Raw genomic sequence first — 21,777 nt, 5'->3', positions numbered from 1 at the left:
AAAAAATCTTTATTATCTTCATATTCATTTTCTTTTGATAATATGATATTTGTATTATTGGGTAAACAGGAGGAGCAAAGTTGAATGTTTCAAAAGCAGATCGGTTACAGCAAATAATCGAAATTTTAGCTAAAAATAAAAGAATAAGTACAAAAGAATTGCAAGAAAAATTAGGAATAAGTATTTCAACCTTAAGAAGAGATCTAATAAGTCTACAAGCAACAAATACAATTAGCAGAACACATGGTTATGTCAGTTTGCTTGAAAATTCCAACGTAGAAATCGCTTATGCAACTCGAAGAAGTGAAAATGTGGCAGTTAAGAATAAGCTTTGTAAATATGCAGCAGATTTGATTACTAATGGAGCTGCTATATTTTTGGATGGGTCTTCAACCTTAACTTTTTTGCCCAAGTATTTTGCTGGAAAAGAAAATCTGCATATTATTACAAATAATATAAATATTGTCGATGAAGTTACACAATTAAGGAATATTGACATCTCTGTGTTGGGAGGACAAATTTCTAATCGCTCCAATTCAATACTAGGTCCAAAAGCAATCTATGATCTTAACAATAATTATCGACCAAATTTAAACTTCATCTCTTGTAGTTCAATTGATGAAAATGGGATATATATGGCTGACGAAAGCCAAACATACATGAAGAGAGCAGCCATTGCAAAATCAGAGAAGACAATATTACTAATTGACCATACGAAGTTTGGAAAAAAAGATTATATTCTTTTATCGGATTTCAATTCAAAAAAAATTAAGACCATTATTACTGATAAGACTCCATCTACTGCTATTGCTAAAAATATAACTAGCAGCGGCATAGACCTTATTGTCACTTCAACACAATAAAAAAGCCCATCCGCATGGATGGGTTTCTTTTTTATTTCTTTATGTTTTCTGCTATATCATGAATTTTTTTAAAACGATGATTGACTCCTGATTTTGATATCGGACCATCCGGAACTTGCTGTGCTATTTCTTTGAGTGAAAGTTCCGGTTCATCTAATCTTAGTCTAGCCAAACCCCGCAATTTTTCAGGAATATTCTCTAAGCCAATTTTGCGATCAATTAGCTCAATGTCTTCAACCTGTTTCGCTGCAGCATTTGCCGTCTTTTTTAAATTAGCTGTATCACAATTAACAAGCCGGTTCACAGAATTCCGCATGTCACGCATAATACGCAGATCTTCAAAAGACAGCATAGCATTTAAAGCTCCAACAATATGTAAAAAGTCACCAATTTTTTCAGCTTCTTTTAGGTATACAATATAACCTCGTCGTCTTTTCGTACTTTTAGCATTCAAATTAAAACGAACATTCATAATCTTAAGTAAATCATCATTATGATCTTGATAAATAGAATAAATCTCTAAATGATACCTGCTCGTATTGGGATTATTCACACTGCCACTGGCTAAAAACGCACCCCTAAGATATGACATTGCTCCTTCACGTGACTTAATTATTCGGTCTGGGATTCTGGTGATTAAATTTAACGAGGGTGTTAAAATTTCTAAATTATTCAGTATTTCTTTGACATGATTTTGCAGTCGTACCAAATACTGATTATTTTTCTTAAGCTTCATTTTGCGTGAAACTATTAATTGTGGCTCAACTTTATATGCAGTTTTTATTAAAGAAAATATACGTCTAGCAATTGCAGGATTTTCAGTAGTTATATCAAGGCTAAACTGATGCTCGTGAAAATTTAAGACACCATTCATGCGCAAAAAAGCAGCCAATTCTGCTTTAGCATGTTCAGGATGAATAGGTAATGAGGTCAACTCTTTTTTCACATTACTTGCATAGCTTGCCATTGTTTGTTATTCCTTCCTGCGAGACATTGCGGCATATGCCAAGTTGATGATTTCCTCAGCTACTTTTTTACCATCATGAAAAACCAATCCACTATGCTGGTCAATAAAATCATCAGTAATCACGCGACACCCCTGCTCACGTAATCCCTTGAAATCATTTTTAACAGGTTCAAGGTAGGCATCATAATCTTTAGGATTGAACTTAGACATATCTATTTTGGCACCATTAACTAAAGTCGTATTAATGTAGTATCCGCCAAGATGGGCATTGATTACTCTTACATGATCACAATCTGAAAAATGATCGGTCTCACCTAATTGGGTCATAATATTGCATATATAAATTACCTCTGCATTAGTTTTTTTGACGGCATCTCCTAAATTAGGAATCATTAGATTAGGCAAGATTGATGTAAACAAACTTCCTGGTCCTAAGACTACAGCATCAGCATTTTTTATTGCCTCCAAAACTGGCGGTACAGCTTGTGGTTCAGACTTGGAATTTGTATCTGTAACCCATACTCGTTTAATTCTTTTGTCTTTATCAGTAATTTCTTTTTCACCATCTTGAATAGAACCATCAACAAATTCTGCATTAAGAGTTAAGGGCTCATTAGAGGCTGGAAAAACATGTCCGTCCACTCTCATCATTGTAGATAAAGACTGTACGGCATCAAAAATGTTGCCGTGCATTTCATTCAAAGCAGCAATAATCAAGTTACCAATGGCATGACCAGAGAAAAATGAATCGGAAGAATCAAAGCGATACTGGAAGACATCTTTTTCTTCTTGGGAAATTTCACTTAACGAAACTAAAACATTGCGGATATCACCAGGTGGAACAACATTAATAAAATTGCGAATAGAACCAGAAGAACCTCCGTCATCTGATACTGTCACTATCGCTGTGATATCAGCATTTTTCTCTTTGAGCGCATTTAAAACAACCGGCAACCCTGTACCGCCACCGATAACTACAACCTTAGGTCTCCTGCTTTTCGTAGTACGAATTGCTTTTTCATCAAATGTCATATAATCACCTATTTCTAGCGTAACGACTAATTTCACGATGGGTGATGTCAACCGTGTAATCTTCAGCCAAATCTTTTGCTAATTGGCGTGCGATTGCTACACTGCGGTGTTGTCCACCTGTACAACCAATCGCAATAGTTAACTTGCTTTTACCTTCTTTGATATATCCTGGTAAAGCATCTTTTAATAAATCCAAAAATTTCTGATAAAAGCTGCGAGTTTCTTTTTTCTCCATCACATAATTAAAAACTCTCTTATCAAGACCGGTAAATGGTCGCAATTCCGGTATGTAAAATGGATTAGGCAAAAATCTGACATCCATCACAATATCAGCATCAATCGGCATGCCATATTTAAAGCCAAAAGATAATACTTCAATTGAAAAGGGTTGTTTATGCTGTTCGCTAAATCTATTAGCCATTTCTTGTTTCAATTCTTTTGGACTTAAATTAGAAGTATCAATTATGTCATTTGCACGACTTTTGATGCCGGTTAAAATTCGTCTCTCTTCTAAAATACCATCAAGTAAACGACCATTATTGGCCAAAGGTGGTACACGCCTTGTTTCTTTATAACGTGCTACTAAAGTATTATTTGTCGCATCTAAAAAAACTATTCTTGTTTGGACATTGCCGTTATCTTCCAATGAATTGATTTCATTATCCAAATCCTTATAGAACCGCCTAACACGTAAATCAATTACCACGGCCACTTTGGTAAAACCATCTGAATTCACGATCAAGTCCCAAAAACTTGGCAAAAGCGTTGGAGGCAAATTATCTACTACAAAATAGCCCATGTCTTCCAAAGCATGAGAAGCTACGGTTTTTCCTGCACCACTCATTCCAGTAACAATCAGTAGCTGCTTTTTTTGCTTAGCCATTTTTGCTGACCTCCTATTACTAAAATTATAACATACCAGGTGTTCCCTTACTTTTTTGGGTAAAAAAAAAGTTCATTTGAACTTTTTCATACATTATCTATTGACAAATGCAGCAATAATTTCATTAATTCCAAAGATCAACAGCCAGAAGGACACTAGCCAAATCAAGGTTAATGCGGATAATGCCGGATTAAACATCAAACTAATTGCTATTAACAATCCCAAAATGTTTAAAATAATGTTTATCCAAAAGAAAAAGGTAGAAACCTTTCTCATATTCCAAGAAAAAATAATGCCAGAGATTGAGTCAAATAGAAACCAAAATGCAAATAAATATGCAATAGTTAGTCCACCAGCATCATAGGAATAGAGAAATAAAATTCCTACGATAATATCAAGCACTCCTGAAACTATTGACAACCAGCTAGAAGGGATAAAATACCTAAAACGACTGTAAAATACTAACCAAACAAAACCTTGGACAATGGAAACGATAGCAAAAAGCAAAACAAAGGCATGTAGTGCTTTACCAGGATGACGCAATAAAAATAGTCCAGCAATTATCATTAATATACCGGAAATGAATGCGGCCCAGTTAAACCCGCGATTTCCTCTGTAACTAGAAAAATTATCCATTTTTATTCCTCCTTGCGCTATATTGTACACTTTATTGTGAATAATTAATACTATTTACCTGGTTTTTCACTAGCCTTTTTAGTTAATGCTGTATCCCTTTTTAACACTGGTTTTAAATATTGTCCCGTGTAGCTTTCTTTAACTTTGGCTACTTGCTCTGGGGTTCCGGTAGCAACAATTTTGCCACCAGCTTCCCCTCCTTCGGGTCCAAGGTCAATCAGCCAGTCAGCATTTTTAATCACATCTAAATTGTGTTCAATTATTAAAACGGTATTTCCTTGATCAACCAATCTTTGCAATACTTCCAATAAACGCTTGATATCATCAGTATGTAATCCAGTTGTAGGTTCATCAAGAATATAGAAATTCTTTCCCGTTGACAACTTTTGCAGTTCAGCAGCCAGCTTCATTCTTTGAGCTTCACCACCAGAAAGAGTGGTAGCAGACTGACCCAATTTTACGTAGCCTAAGCCAACATCCACGATTGTCTGCAATTTACGAGCAATCTTAGGAATTTTTTTGAAAAAGGTACAAGCCTCACTGATTGTCATATCCAATACTTGTGCAATGTTCTTCTTACGGTATGTAACTTCTAAAGTTTCAGAGTTGTAGCGACTGCCATGACATACTTCACATGGAACGTAAACATCTGGTAGGAAGTTCATCTCTATTTTAATAATACCATCGCCATGACAGGCTTCACAACGACCACCTTTAACATTAAATGAAAAACGTGCTTTGGTATAGCCGCGAAGTTTGGCTTCATTTGTCTGAGCAAACAGCGCTCTAATATCATCAAAAACGCTTGTATATGTGGCGGGATTACTACGTGGAGTGCGTCCGATTGGGCTTTGGTCAATATCAATAATTTTTTCAATATTTTGATAGCCGCTAATACTCTTATATTTGCCGGGTTTGGTTTGATTTCTATTTAATTTCTGTGCCAAGGCACGCTTTAATATCATATTAACTAAAGTTGACTTGCCGGATCCGGAAACTCCGGTAACCACAATTAATTTGCCTAAAGGAAATTCAACCTTTAAATTTTTGAGATTATTTTCAGCTGCACCGGTAATTGTAATTTTTTTACCATTGCCTTTGCGCCTTTTTAACGGAACTGGAACAAACTTTTTACCTGCCATATATTGTCCAGTCAAAGACTTGTCATTCTCTTCAACCTCTTCTGGCGTACCAGCAGCCATGACTTCACCGCCGTAAGTCCCAGCACCCGGACCCATATCGATCAGGTAATCGGCTTGTCTCATAGTCTCGTCATCATGTTCAACTACAATTAAGGAATTACCTAAATCACGCATGCGCTTCAAAGCAGCTATCAGCCGGTCATTATCACGCTGATGTAAACCGATTGAAGGCTCATCGAGAACATACATAACACCTGAAAGATTAGAACCAATTTGAGTTGCGAGTCGAATTCTTTGAGCTTCGCCACCAGACAAAGTGTTAGCAGAACGTGACAGTGTCAGGTAATCTAAGCCTACGCTATTCAAAAAATTGAGTCGATCGCGCACTTCTTTTAATATCGGTTTTGCAATTACTGACTCCTGCTCGTCAAGGTTGATATCTGTGAAAAATTCAAGAGCATGACTAATTGCCAAATCAGAAGCTTCAGCAATGTCTTTGCCATTGACTTTGACAGCCAGGGCTTTACGATTTAACCGCTTGCCATGACAGGTTGAACAAGTCAGCTCAGTCATATATTTTCCCATAACATCACGCATGAATTTGGACATTGGGTGGTAATAGCGTCTTTCAACATTTTCCATGGCACCCTCAAAAGGTGCAGTAGTGTCATTAACGCCAAAATCACCAGTTACATGAAATTTAATTTTCTTAGTTGAGCCATGCAAAATCGTCTCTCTTTGCTTTTTAGTTAATTTTCCAAAAGGTCTGTCTAGGGGAATTTTTAACGCTGCACAAGCTTGTTCAAGCATTTCCCCATAGTACTTCGAATTCTTCCATGGTGCGATTGCACCTTCTGCCAAAGTTTTATTTCTATCTGGGACAACTAAATCTTCATCGACTGATAACTTCACACCCAAGCCATCACAATCAGGACAGGCTCCAAATGGTGCGTTAAAAGAAAATAGACGCGGTTCCATTTCACCTACAGTAAAACCACATTTAGGACAAGCATAGTACTCTGAAAAATTGATCATATCACCACCGATAACATCAACATTCATATAACCGTCCGATAAACGCAAAGCAGCTTCTACTGAATCAAAAAGTCGCGAGCGAATACCTTCTTTAACAATTAAACGATCGACAACGATATCAATCGAATGACGTTTATTCTTTTCTAAATCGAATTCTTCACCAATCTCATGCATAGTGCCATCGACAATGACACGCACATATCCGGCGCGTTGTACCCGTTTAAAAACTTCTTTATGAGCGCCTCTTTTAGATCTAATTACTGGTGCCAAGATTTGTATACGACTTCGCTCAGGTAAAGCTAAAATACGATTTACCATCTGCTCGACTGACTGGCGCTCAATTAAGGTGCCATCATTTGGACAAACCGGATGCCCAACTCGAGCCCATAATAATCGCAGATAGTCATTGATTTCAGTCACTGTGCCAACTGTTGACCTGGGATTATGTGAGGTAGTTTTCTGATCAATTGAAATCGCAGGATTTAAACCATCAATAGAATCAACATCAGGTTTGTCCATTTGACCCAAAAATTGCCGTGCATAGCTTGATAATGACTGAACATATCTTCTGCGTCCTTCAGCATATAATGTATCAAAAGCTAAAGAACTTTTCCCAGAACCTGACAAACCAGTAATAACGACCAATTTGTCCTTAGGAATTGACAGGTTAATGTCTTTTAAATTATGTTCACGGGCACCCCGAATAACAATCTTATCATTTACCATTTAATGCTTTTCCTTTTTTCTTAATTGGGCTTCTAGTTGAGCTCTCCAATTCCATGATCGCATCCCGTAAAGTAGCGGCTCCTTCAAAGTCAAGTTTCTTAGCAGCCTCCTGCATTTGTTTACGCAAGTCTTTAATCATAGTTCTCTTTTGTTTAGCAGTTAATTCATCAAAATTCAAATCGGCAAAACTGTCAGTTTGAGCGTCTTCATCAGCAACTTTTGTGGCAGAAATCACATCTCTAATAGGCTTAACAATGGTTTTCGGTTTCATGCCGTGTTCTTCATTAAACTTAATCTGTAATTTACGTCTTCTCTGCGTTGCTTCAATGGCTTGTCGCATTGAATCAGTAATCGTATCAGCATACATTATTACTGCACCATCAGAATTTCTAGAAGCACGACCCATTGTCTGAACGAGAGGTCTGTATGAACGCAAGAATCCCTCTTTATCTGCGTCAAGGATTGCAACCAGCGATACTTCCGGTACATCAATGCCTTCACGCAGCAAGTTAATACCAATTAGAACGTCATATTTACCGGTTCTCAGATCACGCAATATCTGCATACGTTCCAACGTTTTAACATCTGAATGCAGATACTGCACTTTGATGCCTAGATCCTTCAAATAATCCGTCAAATCTTCTGCCATTTTTTTCGTTAAAGTAGTAACAAAAACACGTTCATTCTTTTCAATTCGTTTGTTAATTTCGGCAACAAGATCATCAATCTGTCCTTCAACCGGTTTTACTTCAATCTTAGGGTCAAGCAAACCTGTCGGCCTGATAATTTGTTCGACTTTGTGATTTGTTCTCTGCAATTCATAATCACCTGGAGTTGCCGAAACATAAAGAATTTGGTTAACGTGCTTCTCAAATTCAGCGAGTTGCAAAGGTCTGTTATCAAGAGCAGACGGTAAACGAAAACCATAATCGATCAATGTTTTTTTGCGATTACGATCTCCGTTGTACATTGCCCTTATTTCCGGCATTGTAGCATGAGACTCATCAATTAAAATCAAGAAATCATCAGGGAAGAAATCCAGCAAAGTATACGGCGGTTCTCCCTCTTTACGTCCTTCCATATGGCGAGAATAGTTTTCAATACCATTGGTATAACCGACTTCGCCCATCATTTCCATGTCAAAAGTCGTACGTTGCTTGATACGTTCGGCTTCTAGCAATTTACCTTGACCCTCAAACTTTTTCACTTGAATTTTCATTTCTTGTGAAATTGCTTTAAGAGCCCTTCTCATCTGTTCTTCATTGGTCATAAAGTGAGTAGCCGGAAACAGAGATATACTTTCTCTTTCACCAATTACTTCACCAGTTAAAGCATCAACTTCTACAATTCTGTCAATTTCATCGCCAAAAAATTCAATCCGATAGGCATGGTTAGAATTACCTGCAGGAAAAACTTCTACAACATCTCCACGAACGCGAAAACGACCACGCTGAAAGTCAATATCATTACGATCATATTGGATATTAACAAAATCACGCAACAGAGTATTTCTATTATATTCTTCGCCTTCATGAACTGTAATCACACTTGCAGCATATTCTTTAGGATCACCTAAACCATAAATGCACGAAACAGAAGCAACGACAATGACATCATTACGTTCCATTAAATCGCTGGTAGCTTGGTGACGCAACTGGTCAATTTCATCATTAATTGCCGAGTCCTTTTCAATATAAGTATCGGATTGAGGCACATAAGCTTCAGGTTGATAATAATCATAGTATGACACAAAATAGTCAACAGCATTGTGAGGGAAAAATTCCTTAAATTCACCATATAATTGGCCAACTAAAGTCTTATTATGAGAAATAACTAAAGTGGGTTTGTTTAATTTTGCAATAATATTGGCCATTGTGAAAGTCTTACCTGTACCAGTAGCACCTTCTAAGATCTGTTCCTTATAGCCTTTTTTAAAACCAGTAGCTAATTTGTCGATAGCTTGTTGCTGATCACCTGCTGGATTAAATTTTGAAACCAGATCAAATTTACGTTCTTCTTGTCGTTTAATCATCGAAAAACCTCTCGTAGAAAAAGTTGGACAAAACAGCCCAACTCTTATTTTGACTTATTATATTTTACACTCTCGAACGTATTTTCGCATCATTTTTGTTTTATTTTAACAGTTTTGCCAATGCTTTTTGATAACTTTCAGCAGCTTCATGTGCAGTAGCAATATCTGGTTTATTTACTCCAACATAAGCTTTAATTACTGGTTCTGTACCTGAGGGCCGCAAAGCCAGCCAAGTTTCATCGGCTAAAAAGTATTTTAATACATTTGATTTAGGTAAGTCTCTCATTGGTTTAGTGCCATCTTCATTAGATTCCTGTTGCTTTAAAAAGTCTTGAATTTTAACGACTGGGATCCCATTTATTTGTTGTAAGTTTTCAGAACGCAATTTCGCCATCAATTCGGCCATTTTCTTTTGTCCACCAATTCCTGGCATTTCTATAGCTTGGGTAATTTCATACGATGTGCCATATTTTTGCCAGATTTCACTCAAACCATCTAAGACTGTCATATTCCTTGAGGCATAATAAGAGGCTACTTCAGCAAACATTAGCGCTCCTTGCATAGCATCCTTATCTCGAGCAAATGGTTTAAAAAGGTAACCATAACTTTCTTCAAATCCCATTAAAAATTTGCCATCATGCATTTTATTCATGCGGTCAATTTCTTCGCCAATAAATTTAAAACCTGTCAAAACTGATTTTGTTTTGATACCAAAATCATCAGCAATTTTAAGTGGCATACTACTCGAAACTATTGAAGTAATCAATTCATAATCACTGATGAGTTGACCATTATTTTTCAAATTAACTAATAAATAGTAAATCATCAACGTAGCGATCTGATTACCTGTTAAAACTTGAAAGCCACCATCTTTTGTTCGCACACAAGCACCCATACGATCTGCATCAGGGTCAGTTGCAATGATTAAATCGGCATTTTTTTCATTTGCCAGCTTAATCCCTGGATCAAAAACATCGCGGTATTCTGGATTTGGCTTTTTAGTAGTGGGAAATTCCGGATCGATGATTGCCTGACTGGGAACGGGTATTACTTTACTAAAACCATTTTGCCTAAAAGCCCGTTCATAAAGTATTTTGCCTGTGCCATGCAAAGGAGTGTAAATAATTGTTAGCCTGTCAGCATTTTGCTCTATAAGTTTAGCATTAACATTTACCGTTTTCAGTTCTGCCAAATATGCCTCGTCAATATCTTCTCCAATTAACTGTAAAATTCCCTGAGCACGAAGTTGAGCTACCGATGCAGTATTAACTGTAAATATATTAGTTACCTTTTGGGAGTATTCAAAAACCCGTTCTGCATCTTCAGGACCCATTTGAGCACCATCAGCACCATAAACTTTATACCCATTATACTGTTTGGCATTATGAGAAGCAGTGATATTAATTCCTGCATAAGAATGCAAGTATCTTACTGTAAATGAAAGTTCAGGAGTTGGTCTTAAATCATCAAAGAGATAAACATGAATATTATGGGCTCCAAGGATTTGTGCTGCATGCTCCGCAAACTCACGAGAATGGTAGCGGGAATCAAAAGAAATTACCACGCCCCTTTTTTGAGCTTTTGCACCTTTTTCATCGATCAGTCGGGCCAATCCTTCTGTCACTCGACCCACAGTATATAAATTAATACGATTGGTCCCAGGCTCAAGTCTGCCACGCATTCCAGCAGTACCGAAGTTAATATCCTGGCCAAATGCATCCTTAATCCATTTGGGATCCTGACTTAGCTTTGCTAACTGTTCTTGCAAGTAATTTGGCATATTGTGTGCATTTTGCCATTCTCGAAATTTTTCTTCTGCATTCATTTCACTAAAGTACCCCTTTTTTCTAGCAATAAATTCGGTTTCATAGATTCTATTCTAGCATTTATCATTATTGCTAGCCGTAAAAACAAAAAAAGAATTCAATTTAAATGAATTCTTTTTTTAATCTTTATATTTGACGATCATTTAAGTCTTGGAGATAATTATAAGCTTCTTGACCAGCAATGCTGCCATCACCAACTGCATTAGCAATCTGACGCAAGTCTTTAGCACGCACATCACCTAAGGCAAAGATGCCATCAACTTTAGTTCTCATATGTTCATCAGTTGGGATCCAGCCCTTTTCATCAGTTATGCCTAAGTCTTTAAATGGTGCTGTTTGAGGAATAACCCCAACATAGATAAAGACACCGCGAGTTTGCAAATGTTTTTCTTCTCCTGTTTCTTTATCTTTGTATGTCACTCCCGTAACCTTTTTGCCATCGCCATCAATAGATTCGGTCAAGCCATTCCAAATGAAATGCATTTTGGAATTGGCGAAAGCACGTTTTTGTAAAGTCGGCTGAGCCCGTAATTGATCGCGACGATGGATAACCGTGACTGATTTAGCACTTTGTGCCAAATAAATTCCTTCTTCAATAGCTGAATCACCACCACCTATAACAGCAATGTCTTCGTCCTTAAAAAAGGCAGCATCACAGACTGCACAATAAGAAACACCTTTACCGGAATATTCTTCTTCACCCGGAACTCCTAAATGACGATGATCAGCTCCGGTAGCGATTATTAATGCAGGAGCGCTATATTCACCAGTGTCTGTTTTTACGATTTTCTGGTCTCCGTCTATAGTTACTGTTTGAACATCGCCATACTCAAATTTTGTACCAAATTTCATGATTGAATTATACATTTTTTCACCTAGTTCAGGTCCTTTTATTTCACTGAAACCAGGATAATTATCAATCGCATCGGTATTATTCATTTGCCCGCCATACAAGCCACGATCAAGCATTAGAACTGATAAATTTGCACGAGAAGCATAAAGAGCGGCAGTTAACCCACCTGGTCCTGCTCCTATAATGATCACATCATATTTTTCCGTCATAGTTTTACCCCCAGTATTTTCTTATTTTTCGTAAGTAATGTTACAACGAATTGATCGCTAAAGTCTAATTTCTTGTTTAGGACTCCTGCCCATCATCTTGGTAATTTCATCATCAACGTTGGAATTTTGGTATAAAACGCGATAAATTGCTTCACTGATTGGCATATCAATTTGCTTTTCCTGACATAATTCATGCACAGCTTTTACCGTTGTAGCACCCTCTACAACTTGACCCATATTCTGCAATATGTAGTCAAGACTCTTTCCTTCTCCTAATTGCTTACCACAACGCCAATTACGCGAATTAACTGAAGTACAGGTAACAATTAAATCACCTATTCCTGAAAGTCCACTGAAAGTCATTGGGTCGGCACCAAAATAATTAACTCCTAAACGAGTAATTTCAGCTAAGCCACGAGTCATTAAAGCTGCTTTTGCATCATCACCATAATGTTTTCCTACTAAAATACCAGCCGCAATGGCAATAACATTTTTAACTGCTCCTGCCACTTCAACGCCAATTAAGTCATTGTTAGTATATAAGCGGAAATAATCATTTGAGAATAATTGCTGGACTTTTTGCGCATTTTCCCTGCTTGTTGAGGCACATGAAATTGCAGTTAAATCTTTTTGAGCAACGCTTTCTGCATGACTCGGTCCTGAGATTGCTACAATTTTGTCCTCATCATCTGGATAGATTTCTTCTGTCAATATTTCAGAAATCAATTTTTTAGATCCCGGCTCAATACCCTTAGTCGCTGTCACAATAAGTGGCTTAGCATTAGTCTTTTGTAACACCTTGCTTACATTTTGAGCAACACTGCGAATAGCCTGAGTAGGCAGAACAAATAAAACGATTTCTACATCCTTTAGTGCTTGATTTAAATCACCCGTTGCAGTAACCGTCTGATTTACCTGCCAATTCTTCATGTAATGTTCATTAGTATGGTGTTGATTAACTTCATCATTAACTTTTGCGTTATTACCGTACAATACGATTTCATAGCCTTTATCAGCAAGCATCGATCCCAGAACCGTGCCCCATGAACCTGCTCCTAAAACTGCAATTTTTGTCATTTCTAACTCTCTTTCATTTAAAACAATTTATTAGTCTCGACTATAAGGATACTTCAAGCCGCTGCCGTCAAGATACCATTTCGGTTTAACCACGCGCCTGCGATAGATAAACAAACAAATAACTACAATTAGCAATATTACACTAAGCATTTGTGAAACTCGAATTGAACCCATTAAATAAAGACTATCAGTCCGCATCCCTTCCACAAAAAAACGCACCACAGAGTACCATGCCAAATAAAGCATAAATATTTCACCCTGTTTGAATAAATGCTTTTTATGCCGTAAAAACAATATTATTAACAAACCAATCAAATTAAAAAAAGATTCATACAAAAAAGTCGGTTGGTAGTAGATTCCACCAATTTTCATTTGGCTGATGATAAAATTAGGCAAATGTAAGCTTTGTAAAAATGCTAAGGTTGTTGGTTCACCATGGGCTTCCTGGTTAATAAAATTCCCCCAGCGTCCTAATATCTGAGCTGCCATTACACCCGGGGTAATAACATCCAACATCAAAAATGGCGGCAGCATTCTTTTATAACAAAATACCAAAAGAACTGCCAAGCCTGCTAGCAAGCCGCCATAGATAGCGATGCCACCATTCCAAATAGCAATTATTTGATCGAGATGCTGGGAATAATAATTCCACTCAAAGATAACATAATAAATTCGTGCGCCAACATATCCAATCGGAACAGCCCATAACAGCAAATCCATGAAGTCATCACTTTCAATTTGCCGTTTGCGTCCCTCAACAATTGCCATTGATACGGCTAAAATAATTGCCACTGCCATGATGACGCCATACCATTTGACACTTAGGTTTCCTAATTTAAATGCTACTGGACTAATGGTCAATGTCATTTATTCTTATCCTTTGCTGAATCTTCTTTAGAGTTTTTCTTAATTAACTTCGTTAAGTTATTATCAAAAGTTTTCGTGGCGTTGTATCCACTCCTTTTGGCACGGAAATTCATTGTGGCAATTTCAATAATGTCTTCCATGTTGCGGCCTACTTTAACTGGAATAGTAATTTGTGGCACTTCAACATTGCAAATATCACGTTTGCTCTCTTCAAAGCCTAAACGATCGTAATTTGCCTTATTATCCCAATTAACAAGCTTGATTACTAGTTGAATACTTTCACGGCTTTTGACGGCACCAACACCAAACAAATCCATGACATCAATGATACCAATACCACGAATTTCCATTAGGTGTTTTAATATTTCCGGAGCTTCGCCCATCACCGTTTCAACATCTTTTTGATAGACATCAACCCGATCATCGGCAATTAAACGATGACCACGATGAATCAAACCCAAGGCAGTTTCAGATTTCCCAACACCAGAATCACCAGTCAAAAGGACACCCATGCCCTTGACTTCAATCAGAACACCATGAATAGTATCGCGAACGGCCAGACGTTCTCGCAAATATTCCGTTAATATACTAGAAACATAAGTGGTTGATTCAGGTGAAGAAAGGATTGGAATTTGTGCATCATCAGCAGCTTTAACTAATTCAGGCGGTACACGCAGAGAACGTGACACAAAAAAGCAGGGCGTATCAGGTGTACAAAGCTTAGTAAAAACATCGACCAAGCTATCGTGATCTAACCTGGCAGCATAAGAAATTTCTGTTCTACCCAATAACTGAATACGCTGGCGCGGATAAAAATCAAAGTATCCTGTCAATTCCAACCCTGGTCTGTAAATATCGGATACTATAATTTCTTTATCGTTAATATATTGTTTTCCGTGCACAACGTGGACAATTTTATTATCACGAATTAAATTCTTTAATTTGACCGCATTTGTCATTTTTAAATTGCCCCTTTTTACTTGTCGACATCTTTAGTTTTAGCATCACGTACTTTTTTACGTTTTGGTCTGGCTTCATTATTTTGGCTCCAGTTGTCCCAGTTATAGGAACTAGACCCTGAGTGTCCGCTCTTATTTTCATCATTTTTAGTAAAATGGTTAATCAACCATATAATGCCAATTATTACTAGGGCTGCGGGCAATAACAAAATAAAGACATGAAACATGGCGTAAATAATACTCAAAATGACTACTGCAAGTAAAACTAAACCAATAATTCCCCAAAAACTCATCTAATCACCTACTCTGGATTTTCCTGACTTAAAAGCCACTGCAAATATGCATAAACAAATGGTTGCAGCTTACCATTCATTACACCATTTGTATCAGAAGTTTCATAGCTTGTACGCAAATCTTTAACCAAATTATAAGGATGAAAAACATAAGACCGAATTTGAGAACCCCAGCCAATTTCTTTTTGGTCACCTTTAAGTTCCTGTTTGTGTTTACGTTTCTTTTCTTCTTCTAAATGAAACAATTTTGCTCGCAATTCATTCATCGCGGTTTCCCTATTTTGCAGCTGGGATCGCTGTGCCTGAGATGTTGTTACAATTCCTGTGGGCAAGTGAGTGATTCTAACGGCACTTGAAGTTTTATTAATATGTTGTCCCCCTGCACCACTTGAACGGTAGACATCAATACGAAGGTCTTTAGGATTAATATCAACTTTAATACTGTCATCAATTTCCGGAATAACCTCAACAGACGCAAAAGACGTATGTCTTCTTTTAGCTGAATCAAATGGTGAGATTCTAACTAACCGGTGAACCCCATTTTCCGACTTCATTAGACCATAGGCATTTTTGCCAGTAATTTTTGCACTGACACTTTTAAGACCAGCTTCTTCTCCAGGTTCATAATTATTAATTTCAAACTTGAAATTCCTAATATCAGCATAACGCTGATACATTCTAAGAAGCATTTGCCCCCAGTCCATAGCCTCAGTACCACCAGCACCAGGGTGAATTTCAATAAGCGCATTATGACTATCGTATTTACCAGATAAGAGCAAATCTAATTCGTAATCATGAAATTCAGTCTGCAACTGTTGTAAATCTGCTTCAACTTCTTTTTGTAAATCATTATCTGACTCTTCTCTCAGCAACTCTACTGCAGTTATTTCATTTTCATAATCAGACTTTAATTTATCAAAAGAATCGCGTTTCTCTTTTAACAAATTTGTTTCACTGATCAAGCTTTGGGCTTTTTCTTGATCATCCCAAAAAGAGGGATCTTGCATCTTGTTTTCATTAACAATAATATTTTCAGTAATTGAATCTAAGTCAAAGAGACCCCCTAAAGTGGTCTAACCGCTTTTTTAAACTATCTAATTCATTTTGAATTTCACTTATTTCCATTTTTAAGCATAACACCTTTATTCTTAATAAAATTTCAGTAAAAAAGAGAAAGCAGCTGCTTTCTCTTCAATCTTAACTGTTAACGACTAAGATTTTGTCTAATTTCAGCTTTCATAAATAAACGAGTTACGTCAAATTCAATATTTGAAACCATTTCTTCAAACATGTTGTAACCAGAATCCTGGTATTCAACCAACGGATTAAGTTGACCGTAACCACGCAAACTAATTGATTGCCGTAATTGATCCATTGCATCTATATGATCAGTCCAGCGGTCATCAACTACTCGCAATATAACTACTTTTTCAAATTCAAGCATTTCTGAAGGATCAGCTAAAATTTCTTCTTTTTCTTCGTAATTAGCTTCAACAAGATCATATAGTTTTTGCTTTAAGTCAGATACTGTAATTGTTTTGAAGTCAATTGCATCTGTCTCTTCTTCGTTGGTTAAACTGGAAGAAATAAAGTCCCGCAAAGAATCAAGGCGCCACTTGCTGCGATCACCTTGCGTAAACATATCTACTTGACTGTTAATAGTACGACGAATCATCGGAATTAAAACATCCTTAAGGGAATCTTCTTCGCCGATAACTTGCATCCTTTCACCGTAAATAATTTCACGTTGAATACGCATAACATCATCATATTGCAGAGTTTGCTTACGAGTATCGTAGTTATTACCTTCAACCCGTTTTTGAGCTGACTCAACTTGCCTGGTGATCAGACGACTCTCAATCACTTTATCATCGTCATTATCTGATAAACGATCAAGAAAATCTTTTACCCTGTCACCACCAAAACGCTTCATCAAATCATCTTCAAGTGAAAGATAAAAACGTGTAACACCAGGGTCACCCTGACGACCAGAACGTCCACGGAGCTGATTATCAATTCTACGAGATTCATGACGCTCAGTACCAATAACAGACAGTCCACCTAATTCTTTGACACCGGGCCCTAATTTAATGTCAGTACCACGACCAGCCATGTTAGTAGCAATAGTTACGGCACCGCGTTGACCAGCATTCATAATGATCTGAGCTTCTTTAGCATGGTTTTTAGCATTCAGAACTGCATGCGGTATTCCTTCTTGGTCAAGCAGTTTACTTAGTCTTTCAGAACTTTCAACCGCAACAGTACCGACCAAAACTGGTTGACCTTTAGAATGACGGTCTTTTATTTCATTGACAACAGCCGCAAACTTAGATGACAAAGTTGGGTAAAGAATATCAGGATTATCCTTTCTAATTAACGGGCGGTTAGTTGGAATCGTAATAACCTGCATATTGTAAATTTCACGAAACTCTTCTTCTTCCGTTTTAGCTGTACCAGTCATCCCAGCAAGTTTTTTATACATTCTAAAGAAGTTCTGGTAGGTAATTGTAGCCTGAGTCTTGGACTCTTCTTGAATCTTAACGCCTTCTTTTGCCTCAATAGCTTGGTGCAAACCATCAGAATAGCGCCGTCCCTGCATAACACGACCAGTGAACGAGTCCACAATTAAGACTTCACCATCTTGAACAACGTAATCAATATCTTTAAGCATAATATAATTTGCTCTCAGAGCCTGATCAATATGGTGTACTAGTTTTTGATTCTCAACATCGTATAAATTTTTAAGTCCAAAATGATCACAAGCCTTTTGGATACCTGTTCTGGTTAGCGAAATAGTCTTAGTAGGCCAGTCAATCTTATAATCACCATAGTCTTTGTCATCATCTGCATCATCATCACTCTTATCCTCTTTAAGGGTTTTGACAAAACGATCTGCACGAATATAATCACCATTAGCTTGTTCGGCTTCACCCGAAATAATCAATGGCGTTCTAGCTTCATCAATTAAAATTGAGTCGACCTCATCGATAATAGCATAGTTAAGCTCTCGTTGAACCATTTGTTCTTTGTAAACAACCATGTTATCACGTAAATAGTCAAAACCAAGTTCAGAGTTAGTTGAATAAGTTACATCACAATTATAAGCTTCCCGTTTTTCATCTGGCGACATTGCATTAAGATTAAGACCAACAGTTAAGCCTAACCATTTATATAGCTGACCCATTTCTTCTGCGTCACGACTAGATAAGTATTCGTTGACAGTAACAACATGAACACCTTTTCCTGTTAGTGCGTTCAAATATACCGGCATGGTTGCAGTCAAAGTCTTGCCTTCACCGGTCATCATTTCAGCAATATTACCATAATGCAGCGCAATACCACCTAAAACCTGAACATGAAATGGGTAGAGTCCTAAAACTCTTTTGGCACCTTCACGAGCAACTGCAAAAGCTTCTGGTAAAAGTGAATCCAAACTTTCACCATTTTTTAGCCGATCACGAAATTCAGGCGTTTTTGCCTGCAATTCTTCATCAGAAAGTTGGCCATACTCTTCTGCATGACTTTCAACTTTACTAGCAATTTTTTCAAACTTTTTCAGTTCTCTTTTATCATTATTGTATAGTTTCTTTAAAATGTTTACCATTTAATCGATCCTTATATGTAGTTAAAGTATAAAAACACATAATAATTTTACCATGATTGACGCTAAATGAAAAATAAACAAAACAAAGACCTCACACTAAATGTGGGGCCCTTGCTTGATAATACTATTTTTATTTTGTTTCAATCAAACCATAACGGCCATCATTTCTGCGATAGACAACACTTGTACCGTTAGTTTCACCATCTTGGAAAACAAAGAAATCATGTTCAAGCATATTCATTTGCAAAATGGCTTCTTCAGGACTCATCGGTTTCAGACCTATTTGCTTATTGCGCACAATAGAAAACTCATTGACCTCTTTATCTTTAGAATCCTCTTCTGCACTTTCAACGAAGAAGTCGTTAAATCCTTTTTCACGACTCTTACGATTCACTCGAGTCTTATACTTTCTAATTTGTCTTTCAAGTTTCTCTGAAACAAAATCAATACTGCGGTACATATCGTCAGTTGTTTCTTCAGCTCTCAATACTAAGTATGGCAGTGGTATAGTTACCTCGACTTTAGCCTTGTGATCACGATACACCTTTAAATTTACATGTGCAATCATATCTTGATTCAAATCAAAATACTTCTCTAATTTTTTTAGGCGTTTTTCTACGTAACTTCTTAAAGCATCAGTTACCTCAATATTTTCACCACGGACATTATACTTTAACATATGAGATTCTCCTTTCAACTGCTTATGCAGTCTTATGTTACCTATATTATAGCAAAATTATAGCAAAACATGAAAGCGCTGAACAATTTAGTTTTATCTGCATAAGGTAAAACTACTAATTTTTGCATTAGGAAAAACTTCTGCCAACGCATCCCGTGCATGATAAAGCGTTCTGCCCGTAGTATATATATCATCTAATAAAAGTATCTTGTATTTCTTCAAATTAATCGTAAAGTTTTTCTTAACAAAAAAACTTTGCTCACTTCTTAATCTTTCAGCGCGATTTTTTTCTCCTTGTGCACTTAGCCCTGCTTTTTTACCCAATACACAGGTTAATGAAACCAGATTACTATAAATTGAACTGATAGTATCAAACTGTCTTTGTTCAAGATGCTCTGGAGAAGTGGGCACAGGAACATAGAGGTCTGCTTGACGTTTAGTTAAATCTTCCCGACATAATTCCTCTAATACTTTGTGCAAAGCATAATCACCATACCTCTTATAATTAACCATTAAATCATGAAAAGCTTCATTATATAAATATAAGGAATGATTTTTTAGTAATTTTTTTCCATAGATTTTCTGCCAATTAATACAATCTAAACAAAATTTATTTTGGCTCAACTTACCAAAACAATTTGGACAATGTTTGTCAGGGATGCGCATATATTTACTTTGACAATTAGAGCAAATACATTTGGTTTCCTGTTTGTGCCAAGAAAATAATTGGATAAATGACACTTTAGCAACAAAAAGCTGCCCACACAGTAAGCACCTTCTCATTTGTTCATCTCGCGAATTTGTTTCATTGCATTACGAATGCTGTTGGTATATTTATGATAACAAAATAAAACCAAACCACTGGAATCAGTTTTGTCTCTTCCGACCCTACCGGCTATCTGCACTAAGCTCGAAGCAGAATAAATTTTATCATCCGCTTGAACAACAATTACCCAGACATGATTAAAAGTAACCCCTCGTTCCAAAATTGTAGTTGTCACTAATAGCCGAGTTTTTCCTGCTCGAAACTTTTCAACTTTTTTAATTCTATCTGTATCGTTTGCATGAACCCCAGAAATCTCAATCTTACTAAGTTTTGGATCCTTTTTTAAGGCATCAATATAAAGATTTATTTGATCAACACGAGGTACAAAAAGCAATAAAGGGTGGCCTGCTTCTACAACTTTTATAATTTCTTTAAGGAGATTAACATTAATTTTGTTTTGATGCAGAAATGGACGGAGAAATAATTTTTCTTTTGGTACAGGTAAAAGATTTCCATGGAATCTTCTTTTCAATTTTAGTATCTGCAATTTACCTTTTTCTACGGATGCTAATAAATCTATAGTAGGCGTTGCTGTTAAGTAGACCCTTTGTCCCTTATCATTAATCGCATTTTTCGCTGCAAAATGTAATTCTGAATTATGGACATAGGGAAAAGAATCAGCCTCATCAATTATAAGTAAATCGAAAGCATGAAAAAATTTTAATAATTGGTGTGTCGTACAAATAGTTAATTGTTCTAGGCCTGGCTCTTGGTACTCACGGCCATGATATTTACCGATTTTAATTTCACTAAAAGCATTTTGAAAACGAGGATACAACTCGTTTACAACGTCAATTCTTGGAGTTGATATACAACATCTTTTTCCTTCTGCTAAACAGTGTGCTATTAAAGGAAAAAGCATTTCTGTTTTACCTGCACCAGTTACCGCATGAACTAGTGAGTCCTGACCGTTGATATAATTTTCAACTAATTTACGTGCAATTTCAGCTTGTAGTGAGGTTAGTTTACCCTTCCACGTTAATCCACCATTTGCTTTTATCGAAAAATTTATTTTTTGTTTATTGCGAATCAAATAATCGCCTTCCACAATTCTTCCCAGACCAATGCAAGCTCTGCAATATTTTTTGCCACTTGGCAGTTTGGCATAAGCCCTGGCATTGCAGCGCAAGCAGCGACCATTTTTAATTGCCTCGATTTTGGTTAAGCCAGCCTTTGTGCTAAAATCCATTTGACTACTAACCCATTGGCGGCCTGCAAGATTTGAAATACTTTCCATTTTGTCCTCCAATAATAAATACGCAAAAAAG

General features: G+C 36.8%; 18 protein-coding genes. 1 reads left to right on the top strand and 17 read right to left on the bottom strand.

All coding sequences use genetic code 11. The features are described 5' to 3' along the window. Positions 1–80: 80 nt before the first annotated feature. Entirely contained in the window at positions 81–863 is a 783-nt protein-coding gene (locus tag JF76_RS03365) for a DeoR/GlpR family DNA-binding transcription regulator (protein ID WP_045927804.1), read from the top strand. 31 nt (positions 864–894) lie between these two features. On the opposite strand, the gene whiA is transcribed toward JF76_RS03365, so the two are convergent. The 17 genes from whiA to JF76_RS03280 all read right to left on the bottom strand — a co-directional run bounded on the left by whiA (position 895) and on the right by JF76_RS03280 (position 21,746). Then, positions 895–1,830, bottom strand: a complete 936-nt coding sequence (gene whiA, locus JF76_RS03360) for a DNA-binding protein WhiA (protein ID WP_045927803.1) — start codon at positions 1,828–1,830, stop codon at positions 895–897. A gap of 6 nt (positions 1,831–1,836) precedes the next feature. Then, positions 1,837–2,862, bottom strand: coding sequence for a gluconeogenesis factor YvcK family protein (locus JF76_RS03355; RefSeq protein WP_045927802.1), 1,026 nt, complete (start codon positions 2,860–2,862; stop codon positions 1,837–1,839). Between the two features lie 4 nt (positions 2,863–2,866). Continuing rightward, entirely contained in the window at positions 2,867–3,745 is an 879-nt protein-coding gene (gene rapZ / locus JF76_RS03350; RefSeq protein ID WP_045927801.1) for an RNase adapter RapZ, read from the bottom strand. A 93-nt stretch (positions 3,746–3,838) separates the two neighbouring features. Continuing rightward, the gene (locus JF76_RS03345) at positions 3,839–4,402 is read right to left on the bottom strand and encodes an HdeD family acid-resistance protein (RefSeq protein WP_255358030.1); all 564 of its coding nucleotides are present in this window, start codon (positions 4,400–4,402) and stop codon (positions 3,839–3,841) included. A gap of 29 nt (positions 4,403–4,431) precedes the next feature. Beyond that, a complete protein-coding gene (uvrA, locus tag JF76_RS03340; RefSeq protein ID WP_045927800.1) occupies positions 4,432–7,284 on the bottom strand; it encodes an excinuclease ABC subunit UvrA in 2,853 nt (950 codons plus the stop codon). Further along, complete coding sequence (gene uvrB / locus JF76_RS03335) at positions 7,274–9,316, bottom strand: excinuclease ABC subunit UvrB (RefSeq protein WP_034977480.1); 2,043 nt, start codon at positions 9,314–9,316, stop codon at positions 7,274–7,276. The genes uvrA and uvrB overlap by 11 nt, the downstream gene beginning before the upstream one ends. Before the next feature lie 100 nt (positions 9,317–9,416). Then, positions 9,417–11,141, bottom strand: coding sequence for a phospho-sugar mutase (locus tag JF76_RS03330; RefSeq protein WP_045927799.1), 1,725 nt, complete (start codon positions 11,139–11,141; stop codon positions 9,417–9,419). 127 nt (positions 11,142–11,268) lie between these two features. Then, a complete protein-coding gene (trxB, locus tag JF76_RS03325) occupies positions 11,269–12,204 on the bottom strand; it encodes a thioredoxin-disulfide reductase (RefSeq protein WP_045927798.1) in 936 nt (311 codons plus the stop codon). A gap of 57 nt (positions 12,205–12,261) precedes the next feature. Then, the gene (locus JF76_RS03320) at positions 12,262–13,281 is read right to left on the bottom strand and encodes an NAD(P)H-dependent glycerol-3-phosphate dehydrogenase (RefSeq protein WP_045927797.1); all 1,020 of its coding nucleotides are present in this window, start codon (positions 13,279–13,281) and stop codon (positions 12,262–12,264) included. A 30-nt stretch (positions 13,282–13,311) separates the two neighbouring features. After that, positions 13,312–14,148, bottom strand: coding sequence for a prolipoprotein diacylglyceryl transferase (gene lgt / locus JF76_RS03315; RefSeq protein ID WP_045927796.1), 837 nt, complete (start codon positions 14,146–14,148; stop codon positions 13,312–13,314). Next, on the bottom strand, positions 14,145–15,107 hold the full coding sequence (gene hprK, locus JF76_RS03310; protein WP_045927795.1) for an HPr(Ser) kinase/phosphatase: 963 nt from the start codon (positions 15,105–15,107) through the stop codon (positions 14,145–14,147). The genes lgt and hprK overlap by 4 nt, the downstream gene beginning before the upstream one ends. 17 nt (positions 15,108–15,124) lie before the next feature. Continuing rightward, the gene (locus tag JF76_RS03305) at positions 15,125–15,400 is read right to left on the bottom strand and encodes a hypothetical protein (protein WP_045927794.1); all 276 of its coding nucleotides are present in this window, start codon (positions 15,398–15,400) and stop codon (positions 15,125–15,127) included. A gap of 8 nt (positions 15,401–15,408) precedes the next feature. After that, positions 15,409–16,525 (bottom strand): peptide chain release factor 2 gene (gene prfB / locus JF76_RS03300; RefSeq protein WP_122052151.1). Its coding sequence is split into 2 segments (ribosomal slippage): positions 15,409–16,452 and positions 16,454–16,525, totalling 1,116 coding nucleotides; the frame shifts between segments, so codons are not numbered across the junction. A gap of 79 nt (positions 16,526–16,604) precedes the next feature. Beyond that, positions 16,605–19,004: a preprotein translocase subunit SecA gene (gene secA, locus JF76_RS03295; protein ID WP_045927792.1), complete on the bottom strand. Its 2,400-nt coding sequence runs from the start codon at positions 19,002–19,004 to the stop codon at positions 16,605–16,607. Between the two features lie 130 nt (positions 19,005–19,134). Further along, entirely contained in the window at positions 19,135–19,683 is a 549-nt protein-coding gene (gene hpf / locus JF76_RS03290) for a ribosome hibernation-promoting factor, HPF/YfiA family (protein ID WP_034977454.1), read from the bottom strand. Between the two features lie 93 nt (positions 19,684–19,776). Continuing rightward, on the bottom strand, positions 19,777–20,466 hold the full coding sequence (locus JF76_RS03285) for a ComF family protein (RefSeq protein ID WP_045927791.1): 690 nt from the start codon (positions 20,464–20,466) through the stop codon (positions 19,777–19,779). Then, positions 20,463–21,746, bottom strand: coding sequence for a helicase-related protein (locus JF76_RS03280; protein ID WP_045927790.1), 1,284 nt, complete (start codon positions 21,744–21,746; stop codon positions 20,463–20,465). Before JF76_RS03280 ends, JF76_RS03285 begins: the two co-directional genes overlap by 4 nt. Between the last annotated feature and the right edge of the window lie 31 nt (positions 21,747–21,777).

It is taken from the genome of Lactobacillus kullabergensis (assembly GCF_000967195.1).
Classification (GTDB): domain Bacteria; phylum Bacillota; class Bacilli; order Lactobacillales; family Lactobacillaceae; genus Lactobacillus; species Lactobacillus kullabergensis.
Note: the sequence above shows the minus strand (reverse complement) of the source record. Positions and strands in the feature narration are given on the sequence as shown.